Here is a 21,391-nt window from a genome sequence, read left to right as displayed (position 1 = left end):
GTGCTGTCGTTTGCCAAGAGAGAAGAAGGTCAGGAGGGCGGGCCCGCCGGGCCGAGGGCCGGCGGCGTCGCGGGGCCCCGCCGGCCGAGGCTGCGGTCGATCAGCTCGGTGATCCGCAGGCTGGAGCGGCGCGCCTCCAGGTGGAGCCGTCCGACGTTGACGCGCGGCTCCGCGATCAGGGTGAGGACGGCCGTCTCGCCGGCGGCGTAGGTGGCGACGTATCCGTTCTCCCCGCGCACGAGGAGCTCGCGGAAACCGCCCTGACCGGTGCAGTCGCTGAGCCGCTGGGCGACGCCGAGGGCGGCCGCGGTCAGCGCGGCGACGGACTCGGCCTCGGTGGCGGCGCTGTCCTGGGCGAGCACCAGTCCGTCGGCGCTCGCGGCCAGGGCTCCGGTGAGCTGGGGGACACGGGCCCTCAGCCGCCGGAGCTCGGCGAGTATCTCGGCTTCGGCCTCGGCGGGCACCATCGCCGTGTTCATGTCGGCCTTCCTCCCTTCGAGCGGCCTCCGCTCGGAACGGTCGGCTCGCAGAACCGGTCGCAGCGGGAGCCTCACAGACTTGCCTCCAGTGCGTCGCGTAACCGGCGGAGCAGAGCCACGTCCGGGGATTGGGACTCGGTGATCCAGTCGGGCAGGGGGGCGGCCGGAAGCGGGACCGGCCGGGTACGGGGAGTCTCCACGAGCCCGGCGGCCGCGAGTCTTCGCACGTCGAGCAAGGTGTGGAAGGCGGGCCGGCCGAGTACCCAGGCCAGGTCCGCGGGGGTGCGCACGCCGTCGGCCTGCCCCAGGAGGATCCGCTGCCGCGCGGTGACCGTCTGCCCGGGCGCGGCCTGCCGGGGCACCACCGGGGATATGTCGAGCAGCGGGTAGGGCCACACCGCGTCCAGCAGCTCGCGGCGGCGGCGGGTCTCGCGCTCGACGGCCTCGGCGGGGACCGAGCGGACGGAGCCGATCCAGTGGGTGGCGCCGCGGCGGAAGCGGGACGGGCCGCTGCCAGGCGAGAGCGCGAAGAAGGCTGCGTCGAAGATCGCCGCGAGGTGACAGATCTCCAGTTCGCCGTCCGCGAGCCCTCCGCTGTCCACGAGGAAGCGGGCGACCTGACGGCGGCCTCCGGCCTCGTCCACCGCCTCCTTCCAGCGCTCGGGGGCGAGGCCTCCGCCGGTGGTGAGCAGGACGTCGAGGCCCGGGGTGGAGGGACTCTCGGCGTGGACGACGCGGCCGTCCTCCAGGAAGAGGGTCCCGCGGTCGCGGAGCAGGGCGCCGGTGGCCCGTTCGGCGGCGAGCCGGGTGAGCAGCGGGGAGACGGCGGTGGTCATCTGAGCACCAGCCCTTCGGCCAGCGCACGGAGTCTGAGGCGGGCGAGGGCGAGGTTGCCGTCGGTCCGGTCGAGCCAGAGGTGGAGGAAGACGCTGCTGTCGAAACTCGTCTCGACGAAGCGGAGCACGTGGTAGCCGGTGCGCGTGGTGACGATGAGGTCCTCGACGGGCGGTCCCGCCGCGGCGGGCCCGCCGACCGCGCCCGGCTCGCCCGGCGCGGGGGCGAACGACTCGTACTCGGCCGCCGCCCGGGCCAGCTCCGCAGTCTCGGCGGCGGTGGTCTCGTGGTCACCGACGGGCGACTCCCCTGCCGTGCCGAGGGCCAGTCCGCTGCTCCAGTCGACCAGCGCGGCCCCGCGCGCACCCGGCAGGGCCATGGCTTCGAGCAGGCATTCGTCGATCCCGGGCACGCGGGCTCCCCTCCCGGCCGCACGTGCTGAATGCACGGTCCTACGGCGCGACAAGAAGGGAACTTACTCAACTTCCACTCTGCGAAAAGGCGTTCTGGCATTTTCCGCTGGAACATGCGCGGTCGCGCGTGGCAGCTTGGCCGGATCGTGTTCGTTTCTGATCAAGAGTGTGATCAGGGGGTCGTTTCCGGGATCGGATCACGACATCGGCGGCAGATCACCGGCCGGCCGGAAGGACCCTTCCTCCCCTCTCAACGTACCCCTGGCGGCTCGGTGTGCGCAGCCAGTGGTACACGGCCGCCCCGCCCGCCCCCGGGCCCGGGGCGCCTTCCGTCCTTCCGTGGCCGCGGACCCGGACGGGCCCGGCGGGGAGGGGACATGGAGATCGGCGATGCGGTGGAAACGGCCGGAAGGACTCGGCCGCGCCCGGAGTCCAGCACGGCGATGTGGATGCTGCGCTCGCGGCGCATCCGTTCCAGGAGCCGGCGCAGCAGTACCTCCGTGTCCGGCGGGCCCGCGAGTTCGGCGGCGTCGAGCAGGGCGGCTCGGCGTTGCGGGTTCTGTCGCATGCGCGGATCCCTGGGGTGTGGAGGGGGTGCGGACGGGGTGCGGACGGGCCTTTTCCTGAGCACTGCACGCGCAGTGCTCAGCACACGCCGGCGGACCTTCGCGCTCCGGGCCCTCCCCACCGCGGCCCCGCCCGTGCAACCCTGCCCGTCATGGAGCGGATCATCGAGGAGATACGCGAGGACCTGGAGCGCCGGATCGGGATCGCCGCGGAGCGGCTCGCCGACCGGACCCTGACCGAGGATCCCGCCTACGCCGCCCGGCTCGGGCGGGCCGAGCTGCGCGAGCGGATCCACCTCACCCTGACCCAGGCCGTCGACGGCCTGGTCCGCGGCGCCCGGGGGCTGCCGGCCGAGCTGGCCGACGCCCGCGCCACCGGCGCCCTGCGCGCCGAACAGGGGGTGCCGCTCGCCTCCTTGCGGCGGACCTACCGGCGCGGCGGACGCCTGCTGTGGCAGAGCCTGACCGAGGCGGTGGCCGCGCACGACCGGGCGGAGCTTGCGGGGCTGCTCCCGGGTGCGGTGGCGCTGTGGGACGTACTGGACCAGATGACGGACGCAGCGTCGGAGGCGTACCTGCGGACCGAGGCCGACCGCGGCGAGCGCGAACGGGAGCTGCGGGCGGCCCTGCTGGACACCCTGCTCGACGGCGGTGGCACCGCCGGCGGTGTGGCCGCGGCGGCCGGTCGGCTGGGGCTCGCGGACCGGGGCCGCTACGCCGTGGTCGTCCTCGGCGCCGGCGCCCCGGGAGCCCGCGCCGGCTCCGGGCCGGGCGCGGACGCGGGCGGGCCCCGGGTGCTGTGGCGGGTGCGCACCGACGGGGAGACCGGCCTCGTCGACCTGGGCCACCATCCGCTGGACTCGCTGCGCGACGTCCTCGCGCCGCTCGGGGTGCCCGTCGGGGTCAGCCCCGTGGTGGCGGCGCCGGCGGCGCTGGCCGGGGCCCGCCGGCTCGCGGTCCTCGCCCTGCGCACCGCCCCGGAGGCGGCCGATACCGGAGCCGGAGCCGTCCTGCTGGACGAGCGGCTCCCCGCGGCCCTGGTGGCGGGCGACCCGGAACTCGCCGGCCGGCTGCGCGAGGTGGTGCTGGGTCCGGTGCTGGCGCTGCCCCCGGAGGACGCGCGGGTGCTGCTGGACACCCTGGGCACCTGGCTGGCCTGCCGGGGCTCGACGACGTACGCCGCCCAGCGCCTCTACTGCCACCGCAACACCGTCTCCAACCGGCTGCGGCGCCTGGAGCAGCTCACCGGCCGCGCCCTCTCCGACCCGGCCCACGTGGTCGAACTGGCCCTGGCGCACGCGGCGGTGGCCCAGCGGCCCGCTACCCGCGCGGAGCCCCCGCCTCCCGCTCCTCCCGGGGCCGGGGGTGGCGCGCCGACTCCAGCAGGTACGGCACGTCGATCACCGCGACCCCGGGGGTGAACAGCAGCCGCGCCTTGAGCCGCAGCGCGTTCTGGTTGTGCAGGGGCTGCTCCCACCAGTGGCCGACGACGTATTCGGGGATGACCACCGACAGGACGTCGGTGCCCTCGGCGGCCGCCCGTTCCTCCACGTACGCCATCACCGGTGCGACCACTTCGCGGTAGGGCGAGTGCAGGACCTTCAGGGCGATCCCCGGGTCGTGCGCGGCCCAGGCCTCGCGCAGCCGCTGCGCGTCCTCCTCGTCGGCGGCGACGGACAGGGCGGTGAGGGTGTCGGGCCGCAGCCCCTGAGCGTAGCCGAGGGCCTTGAGCGTGGGGGCGTGGACGGAGGCGACGAGGACGATGACGTGGTGGCGGGCGGGTCTGCGGGGTTTGATCCCGGGGGCGACGGTGACCTGGCGGGCGACGACGTCGTAGTGGCGGCGGACGCCCTTCATGCCGATGAAGAGCGCGGGCATGGCGATGACGACCAGCCAGGCGCCGTGCGTGAACTTGGTGATGAGGACGATGACCAGGACGACGGCGGTCATGCACGCGCCGACCGCGTTGATGGCGAGCCGGCGGTGGATGTGGACCCGGTCGGCGCGGGGCGTGGCCGCCGAGGCGAGTGCGCGCCGCCAGTGCCGGACCATGCCCGCCTGGGAGAGGGTGAAGGAGACGAAGACGCCGATGATGTACAGCTGGATGAGACGGGTCAGTTCGGCGTCGAAGGCGACGATCAGGGCGATGGCCGCGAGGGCGAGCAGCACGACGCCGTTGGAGTAGACGAGCCGGTCGCCGCGGTTGTAGAGCTGGCGCGGGGCGTAACGGTCCTTGGCCAGGATCGAGGCGAGCATCGGGAAGCCGTTGAAGGCGGTGTTCGCGGCGAGGATCAGGACGCCGGCGGTGACGGCCTGGAGAAGGTAGAAGAGGAAGTGCCAGTCGCCGAAGGTGGCGCGGCCGATCTGGGCGAGCGCGGTGGACATCGGGGTGCCGGGCGGCAGTCCGAGTTCGGTGGGGTCGGCCGCGACGTGCACCTGGTAGGCCATGGCGAGGACGGTGATGCCGGAGAACATCGTCACGGACAGCACGCCCATGGCGGCGAGGGTGGTGGCAGCGTTCCTGGCCTTGGGCTTCTCGAAGGCGGGGACGCCGTTGCTGATGGCCTCGACGCCGGTGAGGGCGGTGCAGCCGGAGGCGAAGGCGCGCATGGCCAGGAGGACCACGGCGAAGCCGGTGTAGGTGCCGACGGCGTGGATCGGCAGGTCGGCCGACTCGGCCCGGACGCTGTCCCCGGTCGCGAAGCGGACGGCGGCGACGGCGAACATCACGTAGACGACCAGCACGAAACCGTACGTGGGGATGGCGAAGACGCGGCCCGACTCCCGCACGCCGCGCAGGTTCATCAGGGTCAGCAGCACCACGAAGGCGACGGACAGGGCGACTTCGTGGTCGCTGAGGGAGGGGATCGCGGAGGTGATGGCGTCGACCCCGGAGACCACGGACACGGCGACGGTCATCACGTAGTCGACGAGCAGGGCGCTGGCGGCGGTGAGGGCGGCGGTCGGCCCGAGGTTCTCGGAGCTGACGATGTACGCGCCTCCGCCGCCGGGGTAGGCGTGGCAGGTCTGCCGGTAGGAGGCGATGACGACCACCAGCAGGAAGACGATGGCGGCGGCCGCGTACCACGTGAGGTGGAGCAGCGCGACCCCGCCGAGGGCGAGGATCAGCAGGATCTCCTCGGTGGCGTAGGCCACGGAGGAGAGGGGGTCGCTGCAGAAGATCGGCAGCGCGAGCCGCTTGGGCAGCAGGGTCTCACCCAGGCGCGCGGTGTCGAGGGGCTGACCGACCAGCACGCGTTTCAGATTGATACGCCTCATTCCGGCATGATCGTCCATCGGTGCCCGGTTTACGGGGAAGCGACCCGTCCGTCCGGCCGCCGTCGGGCCCCCGCCGGGCCCGCGTCGGGCCTCCGTCCGGCCCAGTGGCGATCTTGGGGGGCTGCTGCGATGGTGATCACGTCGGCCGCCCGCGCGCCACGCGAACGGACGGCCGCCCGAACGAAGGAGGACGGCCATGGAGGCATCCGTCTATCTGGCCTACGACTACCCCGTGCTGGGCGCGTTCTGGACGGTGATGTGGATCTTCCTCTGGGTCCTGTGGCTGGTCCTGCTCTTCCGCATCATCGTGGACCTCTTCCGCGACCACGAGATGAACGGCTGGCTGAAGGCCCTCTGGCTGCTGTTCCTGATCCTGATCCCGTTCCTGGGCGTCCTGGTCTACGTGATCGCCCGCGGCAAGAACATGGGCAAGCGCGAGATCTCGCACGCGCAGGAACAGCAGGAGGCGTTCAACAGCTACATCCGCGAGACCGCGGGCGGCTCCGGCAAGAGCACGGCGGACGAGCTGGCCAGGCTCTCCGAGCTGAGGACCAAGGGCGATCTGACCGAGGCCGAGTTCCAGCAGGCCAAGCAGAAGCTGCTCGCCTGACCCCCATGCGGCGCGGCGGGGGCCGGATCCGTCGGGATCCGGCCCCCGCCCACGGCCTCACATCCGGGCGGCGGCGCTGCGGATGGCCTCGCGGATGCGGAAGTAGGTGCCGCAGCGGCAGATGTTGGCGATGGCGTCGATGTCCTCGTCCGTCGGCTCGCTCGTCCGCCGGAGCAGCGCCACCGCGGCCATGATCTGGCCCGGCTGGCAGAAGCCGCACTGGGCCACGTCCTGCTCCAGCCAGGCCTCCTGCACGGGGTGCAGCACGTCCCCGTCCGCCAGGCCCTCGATGGTGGTGACCCGCTTGCCCGCGCAGGCGGAGACGGGCACCACGCAGGGGCGGACGTCCGTGCCGTCGAGGTGGCTGGTGCAGGCCTTGCAGACGTCCACCCCGCAGCCGTACTTGGGGCCGGTGACGCCCAGCATGTCGCGGAGCACCCACAGGAGGGGCAGGTCGTCGGGTGCGTCGACGGTGACGCTCCGCCCGTTGACGGTGAAGGTGTGCGAGGGCACGGCGTGCTCCAGTCGGTCAGCGCGGGTAGGGGGTGAAGTCGACGTCGAAGTCGAGGGGGAAGCTGCGCGGCTTGGAACCGGTGGCGCGGGCCCAGGCGTTGGCGATGGCGCCGACGGCGGCCGGCACCCCGAGCTCACCGGCACCGCCCGGGTCGGTCCCGGTCGCCGGGAGCACGAAGACCCGTACGTCCAGCGGGGTGTCGCGCTGCTTCGCCCAGTGGAACTGGCTGTAACTTCCCTCCAGCGGCAGCCCCTTGTCCAGGTGCAGCCCGGCCCGCAGCGTGGTGGAGATCGCGTCGGTGAGGCCGCCGATCATCTGTGCCTCCAGGCCGCTCGGGTTGACGGGCAGACCCACGTCCACCGCGATCACCGCCCGGGTGACGCGCAGGTGCTCCGGATCCCGGGTGTCGATCTCCACCAGGCAGGCGGTGCGGGACTTGTACTCCTCGTGGAAGGCGATGCCCTGAGCGCAGCCGGCGGGCAGCGCGCGCCCCCACTCCCCCTCGGTGGCCACCTTGTCCAGCACCGCGCGCTGGGCGTCGGTCTTCAGGAAGGTGCGGCGGAAGCGGTACGGGTCCTTGCCCGTGGCGGCGGCCAGCTCGTCGACCACGATCTCCTCGGCGCCCCGGGTGTTGGCCGAGTAGACCGAGCGCCAGGACCCGGTGGGGACGCCGGTGGGCACCTCGCTCAGCGCCTGGGTGGTGAGCCCGAAGTGGTACGGGGACTTCACCGTGGTCAGGAACAGGGTCTGCGCCAGGGTGGCGTTGCCGATGCCCGACGGCAGGCTCGCCGCGGTGGCGGTGATGATCTCGCCGAGCCCGTGCCGGAAGTCGGTCTCCGCGGCGGCGACCCGGTGCTCGAAGCTGAGCACCTCGCCCAGCAGGTGGGTGGCGCGGATCCGGTGGTGGGTCGCGGGGCGCATCCGGCCGTGCCGGGTGTCGTCGACGCGGGTCCACATCAGCTTCACCGGGCGGCGGCAGGCCTTGGAGATCCGGGCGGCCTCCAGGGCCGCGTCGAAGAACAGCCGCCGCCCGAAGGAGCCGCCGGCCTGGACCACGTGCACCTTCACCTTGTCCAGCGGCAGCCCGAGGTCGGCGGCGATGGTCTCGCGCGCCACGATCGGGGACTTGAGCCCGGACCAGATCTCGGCACGGTCGTCCCGCACGTCGGCGACGGCGGAGTTGGTCTCCATCGGGGCGTGGCTGACGAAGGCGAAGTCGAACTCGGCGTCCACGTACGGGGTGAGCAGCGGCGGCACCAGCAGCGGAGGAACGGCGGCCCGGAGCTTGGCACGGATCTGCGCGTCCGAGAGCCGGTCGGCGGGGCCGGGGCCCCAGAGCACCTGGAGGGCGGCCTTCGCGTCCAGCGCCTGTCCGAAGGTCTCGGCGACGACGGCGACCCCGGTCGGGACGGTGACCACGTGCAGGACCCCGGGCATGGCCCGGACGGCGTCGAGGTTGGACACGCTCCGCACGGCGCCGCCGAGGGTGGGCGGACGGCGCACCACGCAGGGCTTGGCACCGGGCACGTCGAGGTCGAGGGTGTACTTCTGGGCACCGGTGACCATGGCCCGGGCGTCGATGCGGCGGGTGGGGGTGCCGACGAGGGCGTGCCGCGCGGCGGGTTTCGGGGTGGCGCCGAGGACGATCAGGCCCGGCGCCGCCGCCTCCGCGGAGAGGCCGCCGTAGTCGGCGGCGCGGCCGTCGGGGGCCCGGACGACGCCGTTCGCGGTGGTCAGGCGGGAGGCGGGGAGGTTCCAGCGGACGGCCGCCGCCGCGACGAGGCGGGCGCGGGCGGTGGCGGCGCACTGGCGGACCGGGCCGTACAGGGACCGGATCGAGTTCGAGGAGCCGGTGAGCTGGTTGAACAGCAGCTCGGGGCGTGCGTCGTCGAGCTCCACCCGGACCGAGCCCAGGGGCGCGTCGAGTTCCTCGGCGACCAGCATGGCCACGGCGGTGGTCAGGCCCTGGCCGACCTCCTCGCGCGGCAGCCGGAATCGGATCGTGCCGTCCGCCTCCACCGCGAGCGCCAGCAGGGCGGAGGTCGGGGCGCCGGCCAGGATGAACAGGTCACCGAGGTCGACCAGGTCGGCGATGGCGGGCAGGGTCGGGACCACGGCGTGCGCGGGCTGCGGGGCGAGCACGTCGGCCCCGGCCCGGGTGACCAGTGCCAGGGTCGGCGCCCCGACGAGGTAGGTCAGGAAGGACCGCCGGCTGCTCCCGGAGCCGGCCGCCGGTCCGTCGGCGGCGGACGCGGACGCGGATCCGGTCACCCTGGTCTGTTCGGTCATCTGGTCGTGTCCCCGCCCTGCCCCCGGCCCGCCGCTCGGACCGCCACCGGCTGATTACCGACACGTAGAGTAGCGATCACCGGACGGGGTGGGAAGCGCGGGGACGGAGTGACCCCAGTGGCCACGGACCGCGCGCCGAGCCCGCCGGGTTCGGCCCTCACGGGACTCGGATCCCCCTTCCGGGGGATCCCCCGGAGGGAGTGATCACGGGCTCGCCCGAGGGGCCCCGCTGGTGCGAACACTTCGCCCGTACGCTCGATGAATGGCGCGCGGAGCGCCCTTTTCCGGCCGTCCCGGCGCGGCCCCGCGCCGGGCGGGCGGAGGGACGGACCAGCTCCTCCCGGCCGGCCGGGCCCGCAGCGGGTGACCGGATTCGTTCGTACGCGCGCCGGGAGACCGGAAGGCCTGCGGCATATGCCGGGAGCAAGGCCTGTACGGATGTTGCCAAACGCCTTACAGCCCGTCGCGGGCTGTGCCACAGTCGTAGCCGGTCCTGCTTCAGGACCTGGCCGTGCCGCGTTCTCATCGCCGCGCCTGCATCGGAGTGCCCATGCCGTCCCATCTGTACGCGGACCGCCCCGCGCAGCCGCCCGAGCCGGGACCGGTGGACGCCCTGATCTCCCGGACCCGGCGGCTGCGGGGCGACGTGGACGCGGTGCGCCGCGACACCGTCGTGGACGAGGACGACCCGCAGGGCCGCTGGCAGCGCGCGCTCTGCGACCTGGCCGTGCACCAGCTCGACGACCTCGGCGAGCACCTCGGCCGGCTCAGGGAAGGGCTGCCGCCCGCCCCGGAGCCCTCCGGACTCCCCCCGGTGGCGCCCGGGACCACCACCGAGGACCGGCACACCCGCATCGGCAGCGCCGAGTGGAACCTGCTGACGGACGAGGTCACCTGGTCCGAGGAGCTCTTCCAGATCTTCGGCCGCTCTCCCGAGGCCGGTCCGCTGCCCCTCGACGAGCTGGGCTCCACCCTCTTCTCCGAGGACCAGCCCCTGCTGACCGCGATGGTCACGGACTGCCTGGTCGACGGGAAGCCGATCGACGGCGAGTTCCGCATCGTCCGGGCCGACGGCCGCGTCCGGACGCTGCACATGAGGGGCGAGCCGGTACTCGACTCCGACGGCTGCACGGCCACGATGTGGGCCGTGCTCCGCGACGTGAGTGAACTGCGCCGGAGCCAGCGCGCGGTACGCGAGTCACAGGACTCGCTCCAGCGCCGGCAGGAGATCGCGCGGACCGAGCACCGGCTGGCGGTCGAACTGCAGGAAGCCGTGCTCCCCCCGTGGCGCGGCTCCCTGCGGTTCCCGCACGACAGCGCCGCCGCCGTGGACGTGGCCGCGCGGTACCTGCCCTCCACGACCGGCTCGCTGATCGGCGGCGACTGGTACGACGCCCTCGAACTGCCGGACGGCCGCTCCCTGCTGACGGTCGGCGACCTGACCGGGCACGGGGTGAGCGCCACGTCCGGCATGGCCATGATGCTCGGCGCCCTGCGCGGGATGGCCATCGCCGGGATCGAGCCCGGCCCGCTGATGGGCTGGCTCAACCGACTGCTGGAGGCCTCCGTACAGCCCGCCCTGGGCTCGGCCGTCTGCTGCAGCTACGACCCCGCCCGCCGGTTGCTCACCTGGGCCCAGGCCGGTCACCCCGCGCCGCTGCTGTTCCGGTGCGGCCGGGGCCGGGCGCTGCGGCCGCCGGAGGGCGTGCTGCTGGGCGCGACCGCGGGGGCCGCGTACGGGCAGGCCGAGGAGCTGCTCGAACCGGGCGACGTGCTCGTCCTGCACACGGACGGACTGGCGCCGCGCGGCATCGAGTTCGGCCGGTCGGACTGCGCGGAACGCCTCCTGGCGCTCGCGCCGCGGATCCCGGCGGCGCGTTCGGCGCGGGACTGCGTACGGCTGGTGACGGAGGAGTTCGGCGAGGGCGAGCGGGAGGACGACGCCTGCGTACTGGTCGCCCGGATCGGCGGCTAGGGCACCGCGTACCGGTCCGCGGGCGTCGGCCGGCGGACCGCAGCCCGGCGACGACCGCAGGTTGGTGGCCGCGCCCGGGGCGCGGCCCTTCGTCGTTCCCCTCCGGTTCCGCGTCCGTTCCCTTCCGCATGCGTTCCGTGGCACCCCTCCCCCTCTACGCCTCCGTCCCACGGGCGACCCTCGGCGCGGGTGCGTCCGGCAGGGCCAGCTTGATCTCCTCGCGCAGGTCCTCGATACGGGCGTAGCCGGCGTACTGGCCGGTCAGCCGGTACATCTCGCGCAGCCGGTCCCAGGTGCGGTGCGAGCTGGTCTCGCTCATGGAGACCAGGGCCAGCCGGGCGTAGCGGTCGGCCTGTTCCGGTTCGTCGGCGATGAAGCAGGCCGAGGCCATGGAGATGTAGTCGAAGGTCTGGGAGCGCTGGTAGCCGTCGCCGCGCAGCCGCAGTGCCTCCCGCGCGTGGCGCGCCGCCACCGGCGCCGCCGTGGCGTCGTGGTCGGCGAGCGTCCGGTACGCCAGGGCCTGCATCCCGTGCAGGTCCGCCTCGTCGAAGTGCTGCATCCACGAGGGCGGCGGTACGTCGCCCTTGTCGGACACGAAGAGTTCCTCGGCCTCGCCCAGGGTGCGGCGCATGGCCTGGCCCTTGCCCATGGCGGCCTGTGCCCAGGCCTCGATGGTGTGCAGCATGGCGCGGGTGCGCGGGAGGGTCTGCTCGCCGGAGCCCGACTGGGCCAGCTTCATCAGGTCCAGGGCCTCGTTCGGCTTGCCGAGGTGGACCATCTGCCGGGCCGCCCGCGAGAGCGCCTCTCCGGCGCGCGGGCGGTCGCCGCCCTCGCGGGCCGCGTGCGCGGCGATGACGAAGTACTTCTGCGCGGTGGGTTCGAGGCCGACGTCGTGCGACATCCAGCCCGCCAGCACCGCGAGGTTGGCCGCCACCCCCCACAGCCTGCGCTGGAGGTGGTCGGGGTGGTGGTAGGCGAGCATGCCGCCCACCTCGTTCAGCTGGCCCACGACGGCCTTGCGCTGCAGGCCGCCGCCCCGGGAGGCGTCCCAGGCGCGGAAGACCTCCACGGAGCGCTCCAGGGCCTCGATCTCCTGGGAGCCGATGGGGGCGGCCTCGTAGCGGTCGTAGCCCGCCGGGTCGGCCTGGTGCGCGTCGCCGAAGCGCTGCGCGTTCTTGGCCGCGGCGGGGTCGGAGTGGAGCCAGTCGTACATGGCGTTGCTGAGGGCTGAGCCGGCGGTGAGCGCGGCTCCCGCGCCCATCAGGCCGCGACGGTTGAGCATGAGGTCCATTCCCGTGAATTCGGTGAGGACCGCGGCTGTGCGTTCGGGCGCCCAGGGCACTCCGTCGGGGTTGTCCTTCGCCCCGTCCGGCTGCCGTTTGGTGGTGCGCCTCTGCCGTACGAACCCGAGGTCCTCGATGGTCACGACACGACCGAGCCGCTCGGTGAACAGTGCTGCCAGTACCGTGGGCACCGGTTCGCGCGGGGTCTCCCCCATGTCGATCCAGCGCCGCACCCGCGAGGTGTCGGTGGCCAGTTGGTGGTGACCCATGGCCGCCGCCTGCCGGTTGACCATCCTCGCCAGTTCGCCCTTGGACCAGCCGGCCAGGCCGAACAGGTCGTTCAGACGGGTGTTTGGACCCTTGCTCACGTCAAGCCCCCAGGTTCTCGGCTGAGTTGACAGTAACCCCCTGTCAGATCCCCGTGGACTATTCGCCAGGGTTCGCCAGGGCACGCCCAGTGGTTCGCCAGGGACCGCCGGGTGTCAGGTAGGAATGCGCCTCCCCGACCCGGTTCACCGGCGGAACTCCCCAGGGTGAAGTACGGGATCCGGCGGGGCGGCGTACGCAACTCGTCGGCGCACGAAGGGAACCGTAAACGCCATGTACGCAGCAACGTCCTCCGTGTCCGCCCCGGTCCGTCCGCACCGCACCCTCCAGGCGGGGGGCGGCCCGTACCTCGAACCCGGCCGCGCGCCGGCCCCGGCGCAGGGCGCCGGCGCCGTACGGGCGCGGCGGATGCCGGGTACCGGATCGCAGCCGCTCAGCGGAAGAATCGACCTGTCGGGGCCGCAGGGAGCACAGTTGCGCACCGCGCTCGCCTCGGTGCAGCGGATCTGTCCGGAGTTCGCTCCGGTACAGGTCCTGCGGCGGAGCGGCCGGTCGGTCCTGCTGGTGGGAACGACCGGGCGGATGACCGCCGTCGCGAAGGTCTTACTGGACCATTCGCCCGAGTGGCGCGAGCGGTACCGGCACGAAATAGCTGCGTACCGGACCTTCGTCCGGCACCGTCCGCCGGTACGCGTGCCCCGGCTGATCGCCGCCGATCCGGAGAACTGCGTACTGATCGTGGAGCGCATGGCGGGCCGGGTCGCGGCGCTCCAGCGGCACCCGGTGGAGGCCCCGCCCCGGACGGACCTGCGGGCCGCCCTCGGAGCGGTGTGCCGGGTGAACCAGTGGCGGCCGCCGACCGACCTGTTCGGACACCCGGTGGACTACGCGCGGCGGATCAGCCGGGACCACCAGCTCGGGCTGCTGCCCGACCGGGACTTCGGCGACCTGCAGAAGCTGCTGCACGGCCTGCGGCCGGCGGGGATCCCCTGGCAGTTCAACCACGGTGACGCGCTGCTGTCGAACCTGCTGCTCTCCCCGGCGGGTCCGGTGCTCCTGGACTGGGAGCACGCGGGCTGGTACCTGCCCGGCTACGACCTGGCCACGCTGTGGGCGGTGCTGGGCGACGCCCCGGCGGCGCGCGGCCAGATCAGCCGGCTCGCCCAGTCGGCCGGTCCCGCCTTCCGGGACGCCTTCCTGGTCAACCTGATGCTGGTGCTGACCCGGGAGATCCGGATGACCGAGACGGCGGTGCAGCGGTCGATGACGGCCGCCGCACCGACGCAGCCGCTGCCCGCGGGGGCCCTGTCCTCCGGGGAGGAGCAGCGCCTGCTGCTGCGCCGCCTGCACGACGACGCCGGGATGGCGCGCAGAGCGGTCAGGGCCGCGGTCGGCACGCGCTGATCCCGCCCCCATGACGCGAAGTCCCGTGGCTCCCACCGCCACGGGACTTCGCTCGTGTGCGTACGCCGCGCGGCGGATCCGCCTTCCCCCGCGCGGGCGAGGCGGATCGCTCCGGCGGGGGATCCACGGGCCCGGGGGCGGCTGCGATCTTCGGAGGGCACCCCTGAAGACGCCGGACGCCGGCCACCCCGGAGGACACCGTGCCCGTACAGATGATCGACGCCCCGCCGTCGGGCGGGCGCCTGCGCGCCGCCTGGAGGACCGCACACGCCCCGGTGCCCGGGGTCGCGCGGTGGGCCCGGGCCGCCGCGTACGCGGTCCCGTTCACCGTGCTGCCGTCCGGGATCTGGCGGCTCGGCCTGCTCTTCGCCGACGATCCCGAGGGGGCCCGGGACAACCTGCCCGGGTGGATCCCGATGCGGGTGTACCTGGTCGCCCTGACGGTCTTCACCGAGCTGCTGGCCTTCACCGCGGTCGGGCTGGTCGCCGCGTGGGGCGAGCGGGTCCCGCGCCGGCTGCCGGTCCTGGGCGGGCGGCGGATACCGGTGGCGGCCGCCGGGATCCCCGCCGCCCTCGGCGCCCTCGCGCTGACCGTCCTGTGGGGCTTCGTCGCGTGGAGCCAGGTGGCCGGGACCACCGTCACGGGCGAGCCGCTGCCCGACGACTTCCCCGGCCGGGCGGGGGGTTTCGCCGCCGTGTGGTTCTACGCCTGCTACGCGCCGCTGGTGCTGTGGGGCCCGCTGCTCGGCGTCGCCACGGTCGGGTACTGGACGCGGCGGCGCCGGATGCCTTGACATCCCATGATCCCCCGAACAGGTTTCTGACTCAGCATCAGACATGCTGGAGCCACCCTTCCCCTCCCTCCCGCCGGAGCCCGCCCATGTCCGCAAGCGCTTCACGCACCTCCCCCGCCGCCGCCCTCCCCTCCAGGCGTACCGTCCTGGCCGGGACCGGCGCCGGGGTGCTCGCCGCCACCGTGCTCCCGTCCGCCGTCGCGCGGGCGGCCGACGGGCCGCCGCTCGGCGAGTACGACGTCGTCGTGGTCGGGTCCGGGGCCTCCGGGATGACCGCCGCGCTCACCGCCGCCCGGCGCGGGCTGAGCGTCCTGGTGGTGGAGAAGGCCCCCACCTTCGGCGGGTCGGCCGCCCGGTCCGGTGCCGGGATCTGGCTGCCCAACAACTCGGTGATCCTGGGCGCCGGGGTCCCGGACACCCCTCAGAAGGCGGCGACGTACCTCTCGGCCGTCGTCGGCCCCGACGTACCGGCCGACCGCCAGGCGGCGTTCCTGGCGAACGGGCCCCGGATGCTGGACTTCGTGATGGCGAACAGCCCGCTGAGGTTCCGCTTCATGGACGGCTACAGCGACTACTACCCGAACCTGCCGGGCGGGCTGCCGGGCGGCCGGTCCGTCGAGCCGGACCAGATCGACGGGAACGTCCTGGGGGCGGAGCTGGCGCACCTCAACCCGGCGTACATGCCGGTGCCCGCCGGGATGGTGGTCTTCAGCCAGGACTACAAGTGGCTGAACCTCGCCGCGGTCAGCGCGAAGGGGCTCGCGGTGTCCACGGAGTGCCTGGCGCGCGGCACCAAGGCCGCGCTGCTCGGGGAGAAGCCGCTGACCATGGGGCAGGCCCTGGCGGCCGGGTTGCGGGCCGGACTGCTGCGGGCGGGGGTGCCGGTGTGGCTGAACAGCCCGCTGGTCGACCTGGTGCAGGAGGGGCCGGACGGTGCCGTGACCGGCGTCGTGGTGGAGAAGGAGGGCGTACGGGGCGTCGTACGGGCGCGCAAGGGGGTGATCGTCGGCTCCGGCGGCTTCGAGCACAACGCGCAGATGCGGGCGCAGTACCAGCAGCAGCCGATCGGCACCGAGTGGTCGGTGGGCGCGAAGGAGAACACGGGCGACGGGATCCGGGCCGGGCAACGGGCGGGCGCCGCGCTGGCCTTGATGGAGGACGCCTGGTGGGGGCCGTCGATCCCGCTGCCCGGGGAGCCCTACTTCTGCCTGGCGGAGCGGACCCTGCCGGGCGGTCTGATCGTGAACCGGGCGGGGGCGCGCTTCGTGAACGAGGCCGCTCCGTACAGTGACGTGGTGCACGTGATGTACGAGAAGGACCGGGCGGGGGCGGGTTCCCACATACCGGCGTGGCTGATCGTGGACCAGAACTACCGCAACCGGTACCTGTTCAAGGACATCCTGCCGACGCTCCCCTTCCCCGACTCCTGGTACGAGGCGGGCGCGGCGAAGAAGGCCTGGACCTGGGACGCCCTGGCGGGCCAGATCGGGGTGCCGGCGGCCGCGCTGCGGGCGACGCTGAACCGCTTCAACGCCCAGGCGTGGAACGGCACCGACCCCGACCAGCACCGGGGCGACACGGCGTACGACCACTACTACACGGATCCGGCCGTGCAGCCGAACTCGTGTCTGGCCCCGGTCTGGGTACCGCCGTTCTACGCCTTCAAGATCGTGCCGGGGGACCTGGGCACGAAGGGCGGGATCGTCACGGACGCCCGCGCCCGCGCCCTGCGGCCGGACGGCTCCGTGATCCGGGGCCTGTGGGCGGCGGGCAACGCGAGCGCGGCGGTGATGGGCCACAGCTACGCGGGGGCCGGATCGACGATCGGGCCGGCGATGACCTTCGGCTACGTGGCGGCGAACGACATCGCGGACGCCTGACCGGAGCGGCGGAGCCGCAGGCACCGGCGGGGCCGGCCCGGGAGGGCCCGCCCCGTCACGGAGGGGACCGTTCAGCCCTGCTGGAAGAGCTCCGCGGGCAGCGGCTTGAGCAGCGCGTAGAGGTCGTCGGTGATGGGGCGGTCCCAGCTGGCGATGGTCACGAGGACGTTGTCGCTGCGGTCGAACTGGACGCAGGAGATCCGGCTCTCGGAGAGCTTGACCTTCCGGACGATGAGGAGGTTGTCACCCTGCATGACGGGGCAGTCCTCGGAGCCGGTGACCTCGACTTCCTCGTCGTTCTCCAGAGCGGCGAGGAGCTGGGCCACCTCGAAGGGGACCTGGCCCTCGGCGAGGTCCCGGGCCGGGGATCCCTCGGGGAGGTTGCCGATGATCATCGCGGGGCCGCGGCCGCCGAACAGGTCGTAGCGCAGGAAGACGCCCTGGCAGCTGCCGTCGGGAGCGGGCAGCAGCCCGGCCCCGAGGTTGCCCGGCCAGTCCCCCGGGTCCATGGCCAGGACGTCGAAGTCCGGGCCGGCGGGAGTGGCGGCACGGTGGCGGCGGAGGAAGGACATGCCGCCATGGTACGTGGCCGCGGCGCTTTTCCGGCCCCGGGGGCCCTCGTCCGGGCGAAGGCTCCACGAAGGGCACACGGCGGGCCTGCGGCGGTTCCGCGACGGGCCTCCCGGCCGCCGCCCCCGCCCGCCCGGAGATCCCGGACCTGCGCGTATGGACCGTCCGACCGCTGTACTCCTTACCGTCCGGACGGACGGGAGGCGGGTCGCCGCGTCGGACCGCGAAGCACGCTCCCTTTCCCGCCACAGTCCCGCTCACTGGCTGTATCTTGCTGTCCATCCCCACCACCGGTCCGGCCGTCCTCCGTGCGACGACACGACGACGACCAGTCCGGCGCTGAGGATCTTGTGACCGGGGGGACGGGGCGTCCCTCCACGAGTGCAGACGGATCTGCCCTTCGGACGTATGGGAGCACAGACAGATGGCGGAGTCTGTCCTGTCCCTCGCCACGACGCTCGCCCGCATACGGGCGCTCGCCAAGGAGAGGCAACTGGACCTCGACGAGATCCTGGACGCGGAGGCCCTCGCGGCACGCACCGGCGTACCCGCCGAGGTGACGGCCGCGCTGCTGCGGGGCGAGGAATTCGCGGATCCCACGCCCGAGGAGGCCGGGGAAACGGTCCACCGGCGCGCGGCCTTCCTGTACGCCACCTCCCGGGACACCAACGGCCGCCCCTACTCCGTCGCGGACATCGCGGCGGCCATCGGCGCGCCCCCGGAGCGGGTCGACCGCCTGGTGTCGGGCGGGCCCCTGCCGCAACAGCGGCACTGCGAGGAGTTCGCGGCCTTCTTCGGCCACGAACCCGCCTTCCTGACGGACACCCCGGCCCAGGCCCTGGACAGGGCCCTCCAGCCCGCGGTGCGGTCCCTCGACAACGGACCGGGCGATCTGCTGGCCGAACTCACGGACCACTACGGTCTGGTCTCCATATCCACCCGGGGCAGAACACTCAGCCGTACACAGGAGACACTGCTCCTTGGCATGATCACCTCGATGCTGTCCGCCGAGGAGGTCCGGTGAACGTCTCTCGCTCCATGCGCAAGCTCTGCACCGCGCTCACCTCGTCGCTCGACCTGGAGGCGCCGGTCGAGCCCCAGACGCTCTTCCGCGCCCTCTGCGACGCCATGAGCCGCAGCCGGGGCGGCCGCCCGATCGTGCTGCGCTTCGAGCGCTTCCCCACCGAACTGACCACCTCGGGACTGTGGCTGAACATGGAGGAGTACGACATCGTCGTGGTGGAGAAGTACACGACCCCCGACCACCAGCTGGTCATCCTCGGACACGAGCTGTGGCACATGAAGGCCGGGCACTGCACCGAGCACGGACGCGGGGCGGCCGCCGCCGCCCGCTCCCTGCCGGACGCCTCGGACCTGACGTACGCCAGCGTCGCGGCGCGCTCCCACTACGAGGACGTCCAGGAGATCGAGGCGGAGAGCTTCGGCCTGATGCTCGGCGACCGGTGCCGGCCCTGGCTGGTGGGCGGCGACGCCCCCGGCGCGGTGCGCAGGAACGACGTCGCCGGGCGCATCGGCAACGCGCTCGGCTACCGCGGACCGATCGGTTGACGGTGAACTCCGACAAGTACTACATCCCCTACCTCATCCCGGCCGCGATCCTCACCCTGGCGTTCGCGATCCGGCTGCCCGTGATGATGAGGTTCTGGCGCATCGATCCCAACGTGCGTTCCGTGGGCGGCCTGCTGCTGCTGGCCTCCGCCGTCTTCTACTGCGGCCGTCCCAAGACGCTGGGGGCGATGAACCGCGGGACGGGCGTCCCGAACATCGCGGCGCCCATCCTGTACACGCTGCTCACGCTGTTCTGCGCCTCCTGCCTGGTGATGATCATCCACTGGCGGGGCGGCGATCCGCGGCGCGTGCGGCGCACCAGCTGGACGATCGGCATCGTCTACTCGGCCGTCGTCGCCGGTCTGTGGATCACCTTCGCGTTCGCCGACGTACCGGTGGAGCGTCTGCGCGATCTGGACACGTACTACGCCAACACCCCCTGGATGCGCGAGCACATCCTGCTCTACCTGGGCGCCCACACCATCGCCTGCGCGATCACCTCGGTGGTCACCTGGTCCTGGCTGCGCCAGGTCTCGGGCTGGCTGCGCGCGGGCCTGGTGCTCCTCGTCATCGGCTTCATCCTGAACCTCTGCTACGACACGGTGAAGCTGATCGCGGTGTTCGCCCGCTGGAGCGGCAACGACCTGGACTGGCTCAGCACCTACGTCGCCCCGCCCATCGCCGCCGTGTGCGCGCTGTTCATCGCGGTGGGCTTCATCCTGCCCCACGCGGGCGAGGCCCTGCAGCGGATAGGGACCGACTACTACCACTTCCGCTGCCTGGTGCCGTTCGTGAAGGAACTGGAGCCGCTCGACACCGGTTCGCTGAGGCTGCCGCGGCGCTCCCCCATCAGCCGGCGCCTCGTCCAGCGCAGGACCCAGATCAGCGACGGACTGCTGCGCCTCCAGCCGTACATGGAACCCGAGGTCCGGGAGCGGGCCCTCGCCGAGGCACTGGCCCGCAGGGAGGCCCCGGCCCAGGCCGCGGCCACCGCCGACGCGGTCGCCGTGGTCGCGGCGCTGCGCCGCATGAGCGGCGGTGCCGAAGCCGAGGAGGCGGCCGCGGCGGGCCAGGCCCAGGCCCCGGACCTGGTCGCGGTGTCCAAGGCCCTGCGCCGGTCCCCGGCCGTCACCTCCTTCCGCGCCCGGTCCGGGCCGGCAGACCATCCAGAGAGCGTGGGTTCATGAGCAGCACCGCACCGTCGTCAGCGGGTCCGCGCACCGCTGTGGTCATCGGCGGCAGCCTCGCCGGGATGCTGACGGCCGCCGCGCTCGCGGAGTCCGCCGACGTGGTCGTCGTGGAACGGGACGCGCTGCCCGATGGTCCCCTGCCGCGCCGGGCGCTGCCGCAGGCCCATCACGCCCACCTGCTGTGGTCCGGCGGGGCGGCGGCGATCGACAGCCTGCTGCCGGGCACCATCGGCCGGCTCATGGACGACGGCGCCCACCGGATAGCGCTGCCGACCAACATGGTGGGCCTCTCCCCGGCCGGCTGGTTCCGCCGCTGGGCCGAGGCCTCCCACTACGTGGTCGTGGCCAGCCGCGACCTCCTGGACTGGCACGTCCGCCGGGCCGTGGGGGCCCTGGCACGGGTCAGGGTCGTCGACCGTACGGAGGTGCTGGGCCTGGAGGGTGACGCCCGCCGGGTCACGGGGGTCCGGGTGCGCGAACGGAGCGGCGCGGAGCGGGTCGTCGCGGCGGACCTGGTGGTCGACGCCTCCGGCCGGTCCTCGCGCGCCCCCGCCTGGCTGACCGGGTTCGGCATGGCGGAGCCCGCGGTGCGGACGGTCGACCCCGGTCTCGTCTACGCCAGCCGGATCTTCCGTGCCCCCGAGGACCTCGCGAACGCCTTCCCGGTCATCGTGAACGTGCAGGCCGATCCGCGCGAGCCCGGTCCGGGCCGCTCGGCGACCCTGGTGCCGATCGAGGGGGACCGCTGGCTCGTCACCCTGTCGGGGACGCGGGGCGGCGAACCCACCGCGGATCCGGAGGCGTTCGAGGACTTCGCGCGGGAGCTGCGCCACCCGGTCGTCGGCGAGCTGATCGGCGGGACGGAGCCGCTGACCGACGTGGTCGTCACGCGGACGACCGTCAACCGCAGGCACCACTACGAGAAGTCCGCGCTGCCGGAGGGGTTCGCCGTCATCGGGGACGCCGTCGCCGCCTACAACCCGGTGTACGGGCACGGCATGTCGGTGGCCGCGCAGAGCGCCCTCGCCCTGCGGGCCGTGATCGCCCGGCACGGCTGGTCCGCCGACGGGCTCGGCGCCCGCGTGCAGAAGGCCGTCGCCGGGCCGGTGAGCGCCGCGTGGGCGCTGTCCACCGGCAACGACGTCTTCTACCCGGGTGCCATCGAGGGGGGTCCGACGCGGGCTGAGAAGGTGGCCGCCGCCTACGTGCGGCGGCTGCTGCACACGAGTACCGGCAACGGGCGGGTGGCGCGCGCCGTCACCGACGTGATGACCCTGGAGCGGCCCGCGGCCCGGCTGTTCACCCCGCCGGTGCTGCTGGCCGCCGCGCTGGGCCCGCGCCGGGCGCAGCTGACCGGGCCGCCGCTGGCGGAGGCCGAGCTTGCGGCGGTCGCGGCACTGCGCGGGTGAACCGTG

At 73.5% G+C, this 21,391-nt stretch carries 18 protein-coding genes; 10 read left to right on the top strand and 8 right to left on the bottom strand.

The window, feature by feature from the left end; translation table 11 throughout:
- Positions 1-29: 29 nt before the first annotated feature.
- The 3 genes from OG295_RS32335 to OG295_RS32325 form a co-directional block, all read right to left on the bottom strand.
- Positions 30-479 (bottom strand): roadblock/LC7 domain-containing protein, encoded by a 450-nt coding sequence (locus OG295_RS32335; protein WP_371680163.1) that lies wholly within the window; start codon positions 477-479, stop codon positions 30-32.
- 71 nt (positions 480-550) lie between these two features.
- The gene (locus OG295_RS32330) at positions 551-1,315 is read right to left on the bottom strand and encodes a transcriptional regulator (RefSeq protein WP_371680162.1); all 765 of its coding nucleotides are present in this window, start codon (positions 1,313-1,315) and stop codon (positions 551-553) included.
- Positions 1,312-1,725 (bottom strand): hypothetical protein, encoded by a 414-nt coding sequence (locus OG295_RS32325; protein ID WP_266836806.1) that lies wholly within the window; start codon positions 1,723-1,725, stop codon positions 1,312-1,314. The genes OG295_RS32330 and OG295_RS32325 overlap by 4 nt, the downstream gene beginning before the upstream one ends.
- A 719-nt stretch (positions 1,726-2,444) precedes the next feature.
- Here OG295_RS32325 and OG295_RS32320 point away from each other — a divergent pair.
- Positions 2,445-3,713: a helix-turn-helix domain-containing protein gene (locus OG295_RS32320; protein WP_371680160.1), complete on the top strand. Its 1,269-nt coding sequence runs from the start codon at positions 2,445-2,447 to the stop codon at positions 3,711-3,713.
- Here the strand turns inward: OG295_RS32320 and OG295_RS32315 are convergent.
- Positions 3,613-5,571, bottom strand: a complete 1,959-nt coding sequence (locus OG295_RS32315) for an APC family permease (RefSeq protein WP_371680159.1) — start codon at positions 5,569-5,571, stop codon at positions 3,613-3,615. The genes OG295_RS32320 and OG295_RS32315 overlap by 101 nt on opposite strands.
- Before the next feature lie 196 nt (positions 5,572-5,767).
- On the opposite strand from OG295_RS32315, the gene OG295_RS32310 reads away from it, so the two are divergent.
- Positions 5,768-6,181 carry an SHOCT domain-containing protein gene (locus OG295_RS32310; RefSeq protein ID WP_371680158.1) on the top strand — a complete coding sequence of 138 codons (414 nt, stop codon included), beginning with the start codon at positions 5,768-5,770 and terminating at the stop codon, positions 6,179-6,181.
- Positions 6,182-6,238: 57 nt separating this feature from the next.
- Here OG295_RS32310 and OG295_RS32305 read toward each other — a convergent pair whose 3' ends face one another.
- Entirely contained in the window at positions 6,239-6,694 is a 456-nt protein-coding gene (locus tag OG295_RS32305; RefSeq protein ID WP_030231481.1) for a (2Fe-2S)-binding protein, read from the bottom strand.
- Between the two features lie 16 nt (positions 6,695-6,710).
- The gene (locus OG295_RS32300; RefSeq protein WP_371680157.1) at positions 6,711-8,984 is read right to left on the bottom strand and encodes a molybdopterin cofactor-binding domain-containing protein; all 2,274 of its coding nucleotides are present in this window, start codon (positions 8,982-8,984) and stop codon (positions 6,711-6,713) included.
- Between the two features lie 550 nt (positions 8,985-9,534).
- On the opposite strand from OG295_RS32300, the gene OG295_RS32295 reads away from it, so the two are divergent.
- Positions 9,535-10,959 carry a PP2C family protein-serine/threonine phosphatase gene (locus OG295_RS32295; protein ID WP_371680156.1) on the top strand — a complete coding sequence of 475 codons (1,425 nt, stop codon included), beginning with the start codon at positions 9,535-9,537 and terminating at the stop codon, positions 10,957-10,959.
- 154 nt (positions 10,960-11,113) lie between these two features.
- Here OG295_RS32295 and OG295_RS32290 read toward each other — a convergent pair whose 3' ends face one another.
- The gene (locus OG295_RS32290) at positions 11,114-12,610 is read right to left on the bottom strand and encodes a hypothetical protein (RefSeq protein ID WP_371680155.1); all 1,497 of its coding nucleotides are present in this window, start codon (positions 12,608-12,610) and stop codon (positions 11,114-11,116) included.
- A gap of 232 nt (positions 12,611-12,842) precedes the next feature.
- Here OG295_RS32290 and OG295_RS32285 point away from each other — a divergent pair, with 232 nt between their 5' ends.
- From OG295_RS32285 to kstD, 3 genes are all read left to right on the top strand, one after another.
- On the top strand, positions 12,843-13,973 hold the full coding sequence (locus OG295_RS32285) for an aminoglycoside phosphotransferase family protein (protein ID WP_371680154.1): 1,131 nt from the start codon (positions 12,843-12,845) through the stop codon (positions 13,971-13,973).
- A 200-nt stretch (positions 13,974-14,173) separates the two neighbouring features.
- The gene (locus OG295_RS32280; RefSeq protein ID WP_371680153.1) at positions 14,174-14,767 is read left to right on the top strand and encodes a hypothetical protein; all 594 of its coding nucleotides are present in this window, start codon (positions 14,174-14,176) and stop codon (positions 14,765-14,767) included.
- 86 nt (positions 14,768-14,853) lie between these two features.
- A complete protein-coding gene (kstD, locus tag OG295_RS32275; protein ID WP_371680152.1) occupies positions 14,854-16,647 on the top strand; it encodes a 3-oxosteroid 1-dehydrogenase in 1,794 nt (597 codons plus the stop codon).
- 71 nt (positions 16,648-16,718) lie between these two features.
- Here the strand turns inward: kstD and OG295_RS32270 are convergent, their stop codons facing one another.
- Complete coding sequence (locus OG295_RS32270) at positions 16,719-17,219, bottom strand: hypothetical protein (protein ID WP_266836831.1); 501 nt, start codon at positions 17,217-17,219, stop codon at positions 16,719-16,721.
- A gap of 422 nt (positions 17,220-17,641) precedes the next feature.
- On the opposite strand from OG295_RS32270, the gene OG295_RS32265 reads away from it, so the two are divergent.
- The 4 genes from OG295_RS32265 to OG295_RS32250 are packed head-to-tail and all read left to right on the top strand — an operon-like array spanning position 17,642 to position 21,385.
- On the top strand, positions 17,642-18,241 hold the full coding sequence (locus OG295_RS32265; protein WP_371680151.1) for a hypothetical protein: 600 nt from the start codon (positions 17,642-17,644) through the stop codon (positions 18,239-18,241).
- Between the two features lie 14 nt (positions 18,242-18,255).
- Positions 18,256-18,786 carry a toxin-antitoxin system, toxin component gene (locus OG295_RS32260; protein ID WP_371681372.1) on the top strand — a complete coding sequence of 177 codons (531 nt, stop codon included), beginning with the start codon at positions 18,256-18,258 and terminating at the stop codon, positions 18,784-18,786.
- A gap of 2 nt (positions 18,787-18,788) precedes the next feature.
- Entirely contained in the window at positions 18,789-19,973 is a 1,185-nt protein-coding gene (locus OG295_RS32255; protein WP_371680150.1) for an MAB_1171c family putative transporter, read from the top strand.
- Positions 19,970-21,385, top strand: coding sequence for an NAD(P)/FAD-dependent oxidoreductase (locus OG295_RS32250; protein WP_371680148.1), 1,416 nt, complete (start codon positions 19,970-19,972; stop codon positions 21,383-21,385). The genes OG295_RS32255 and OG295_RS32250 overlap by 4 nt, the downstream gene beginning before the upstream one ends.
- Positions 21,386-21,391 lie beyond the last annotated feature (6 nt).

Origin of the sequence: Streptomyces sp. NBC_01276, assembly GCF_041435355.1 — a bacterium.
Taxonomy (GTDB): domain Bacteria; phylum Actinomycetota; class Actinomycetes; order Streptomycetales; family Streptomycetaceae; genus Streptomyces.
Note: the sequence above shows the minus strand (reverse complement) of the source record. Positions and strands in the feature narration are given on the sequence as shown.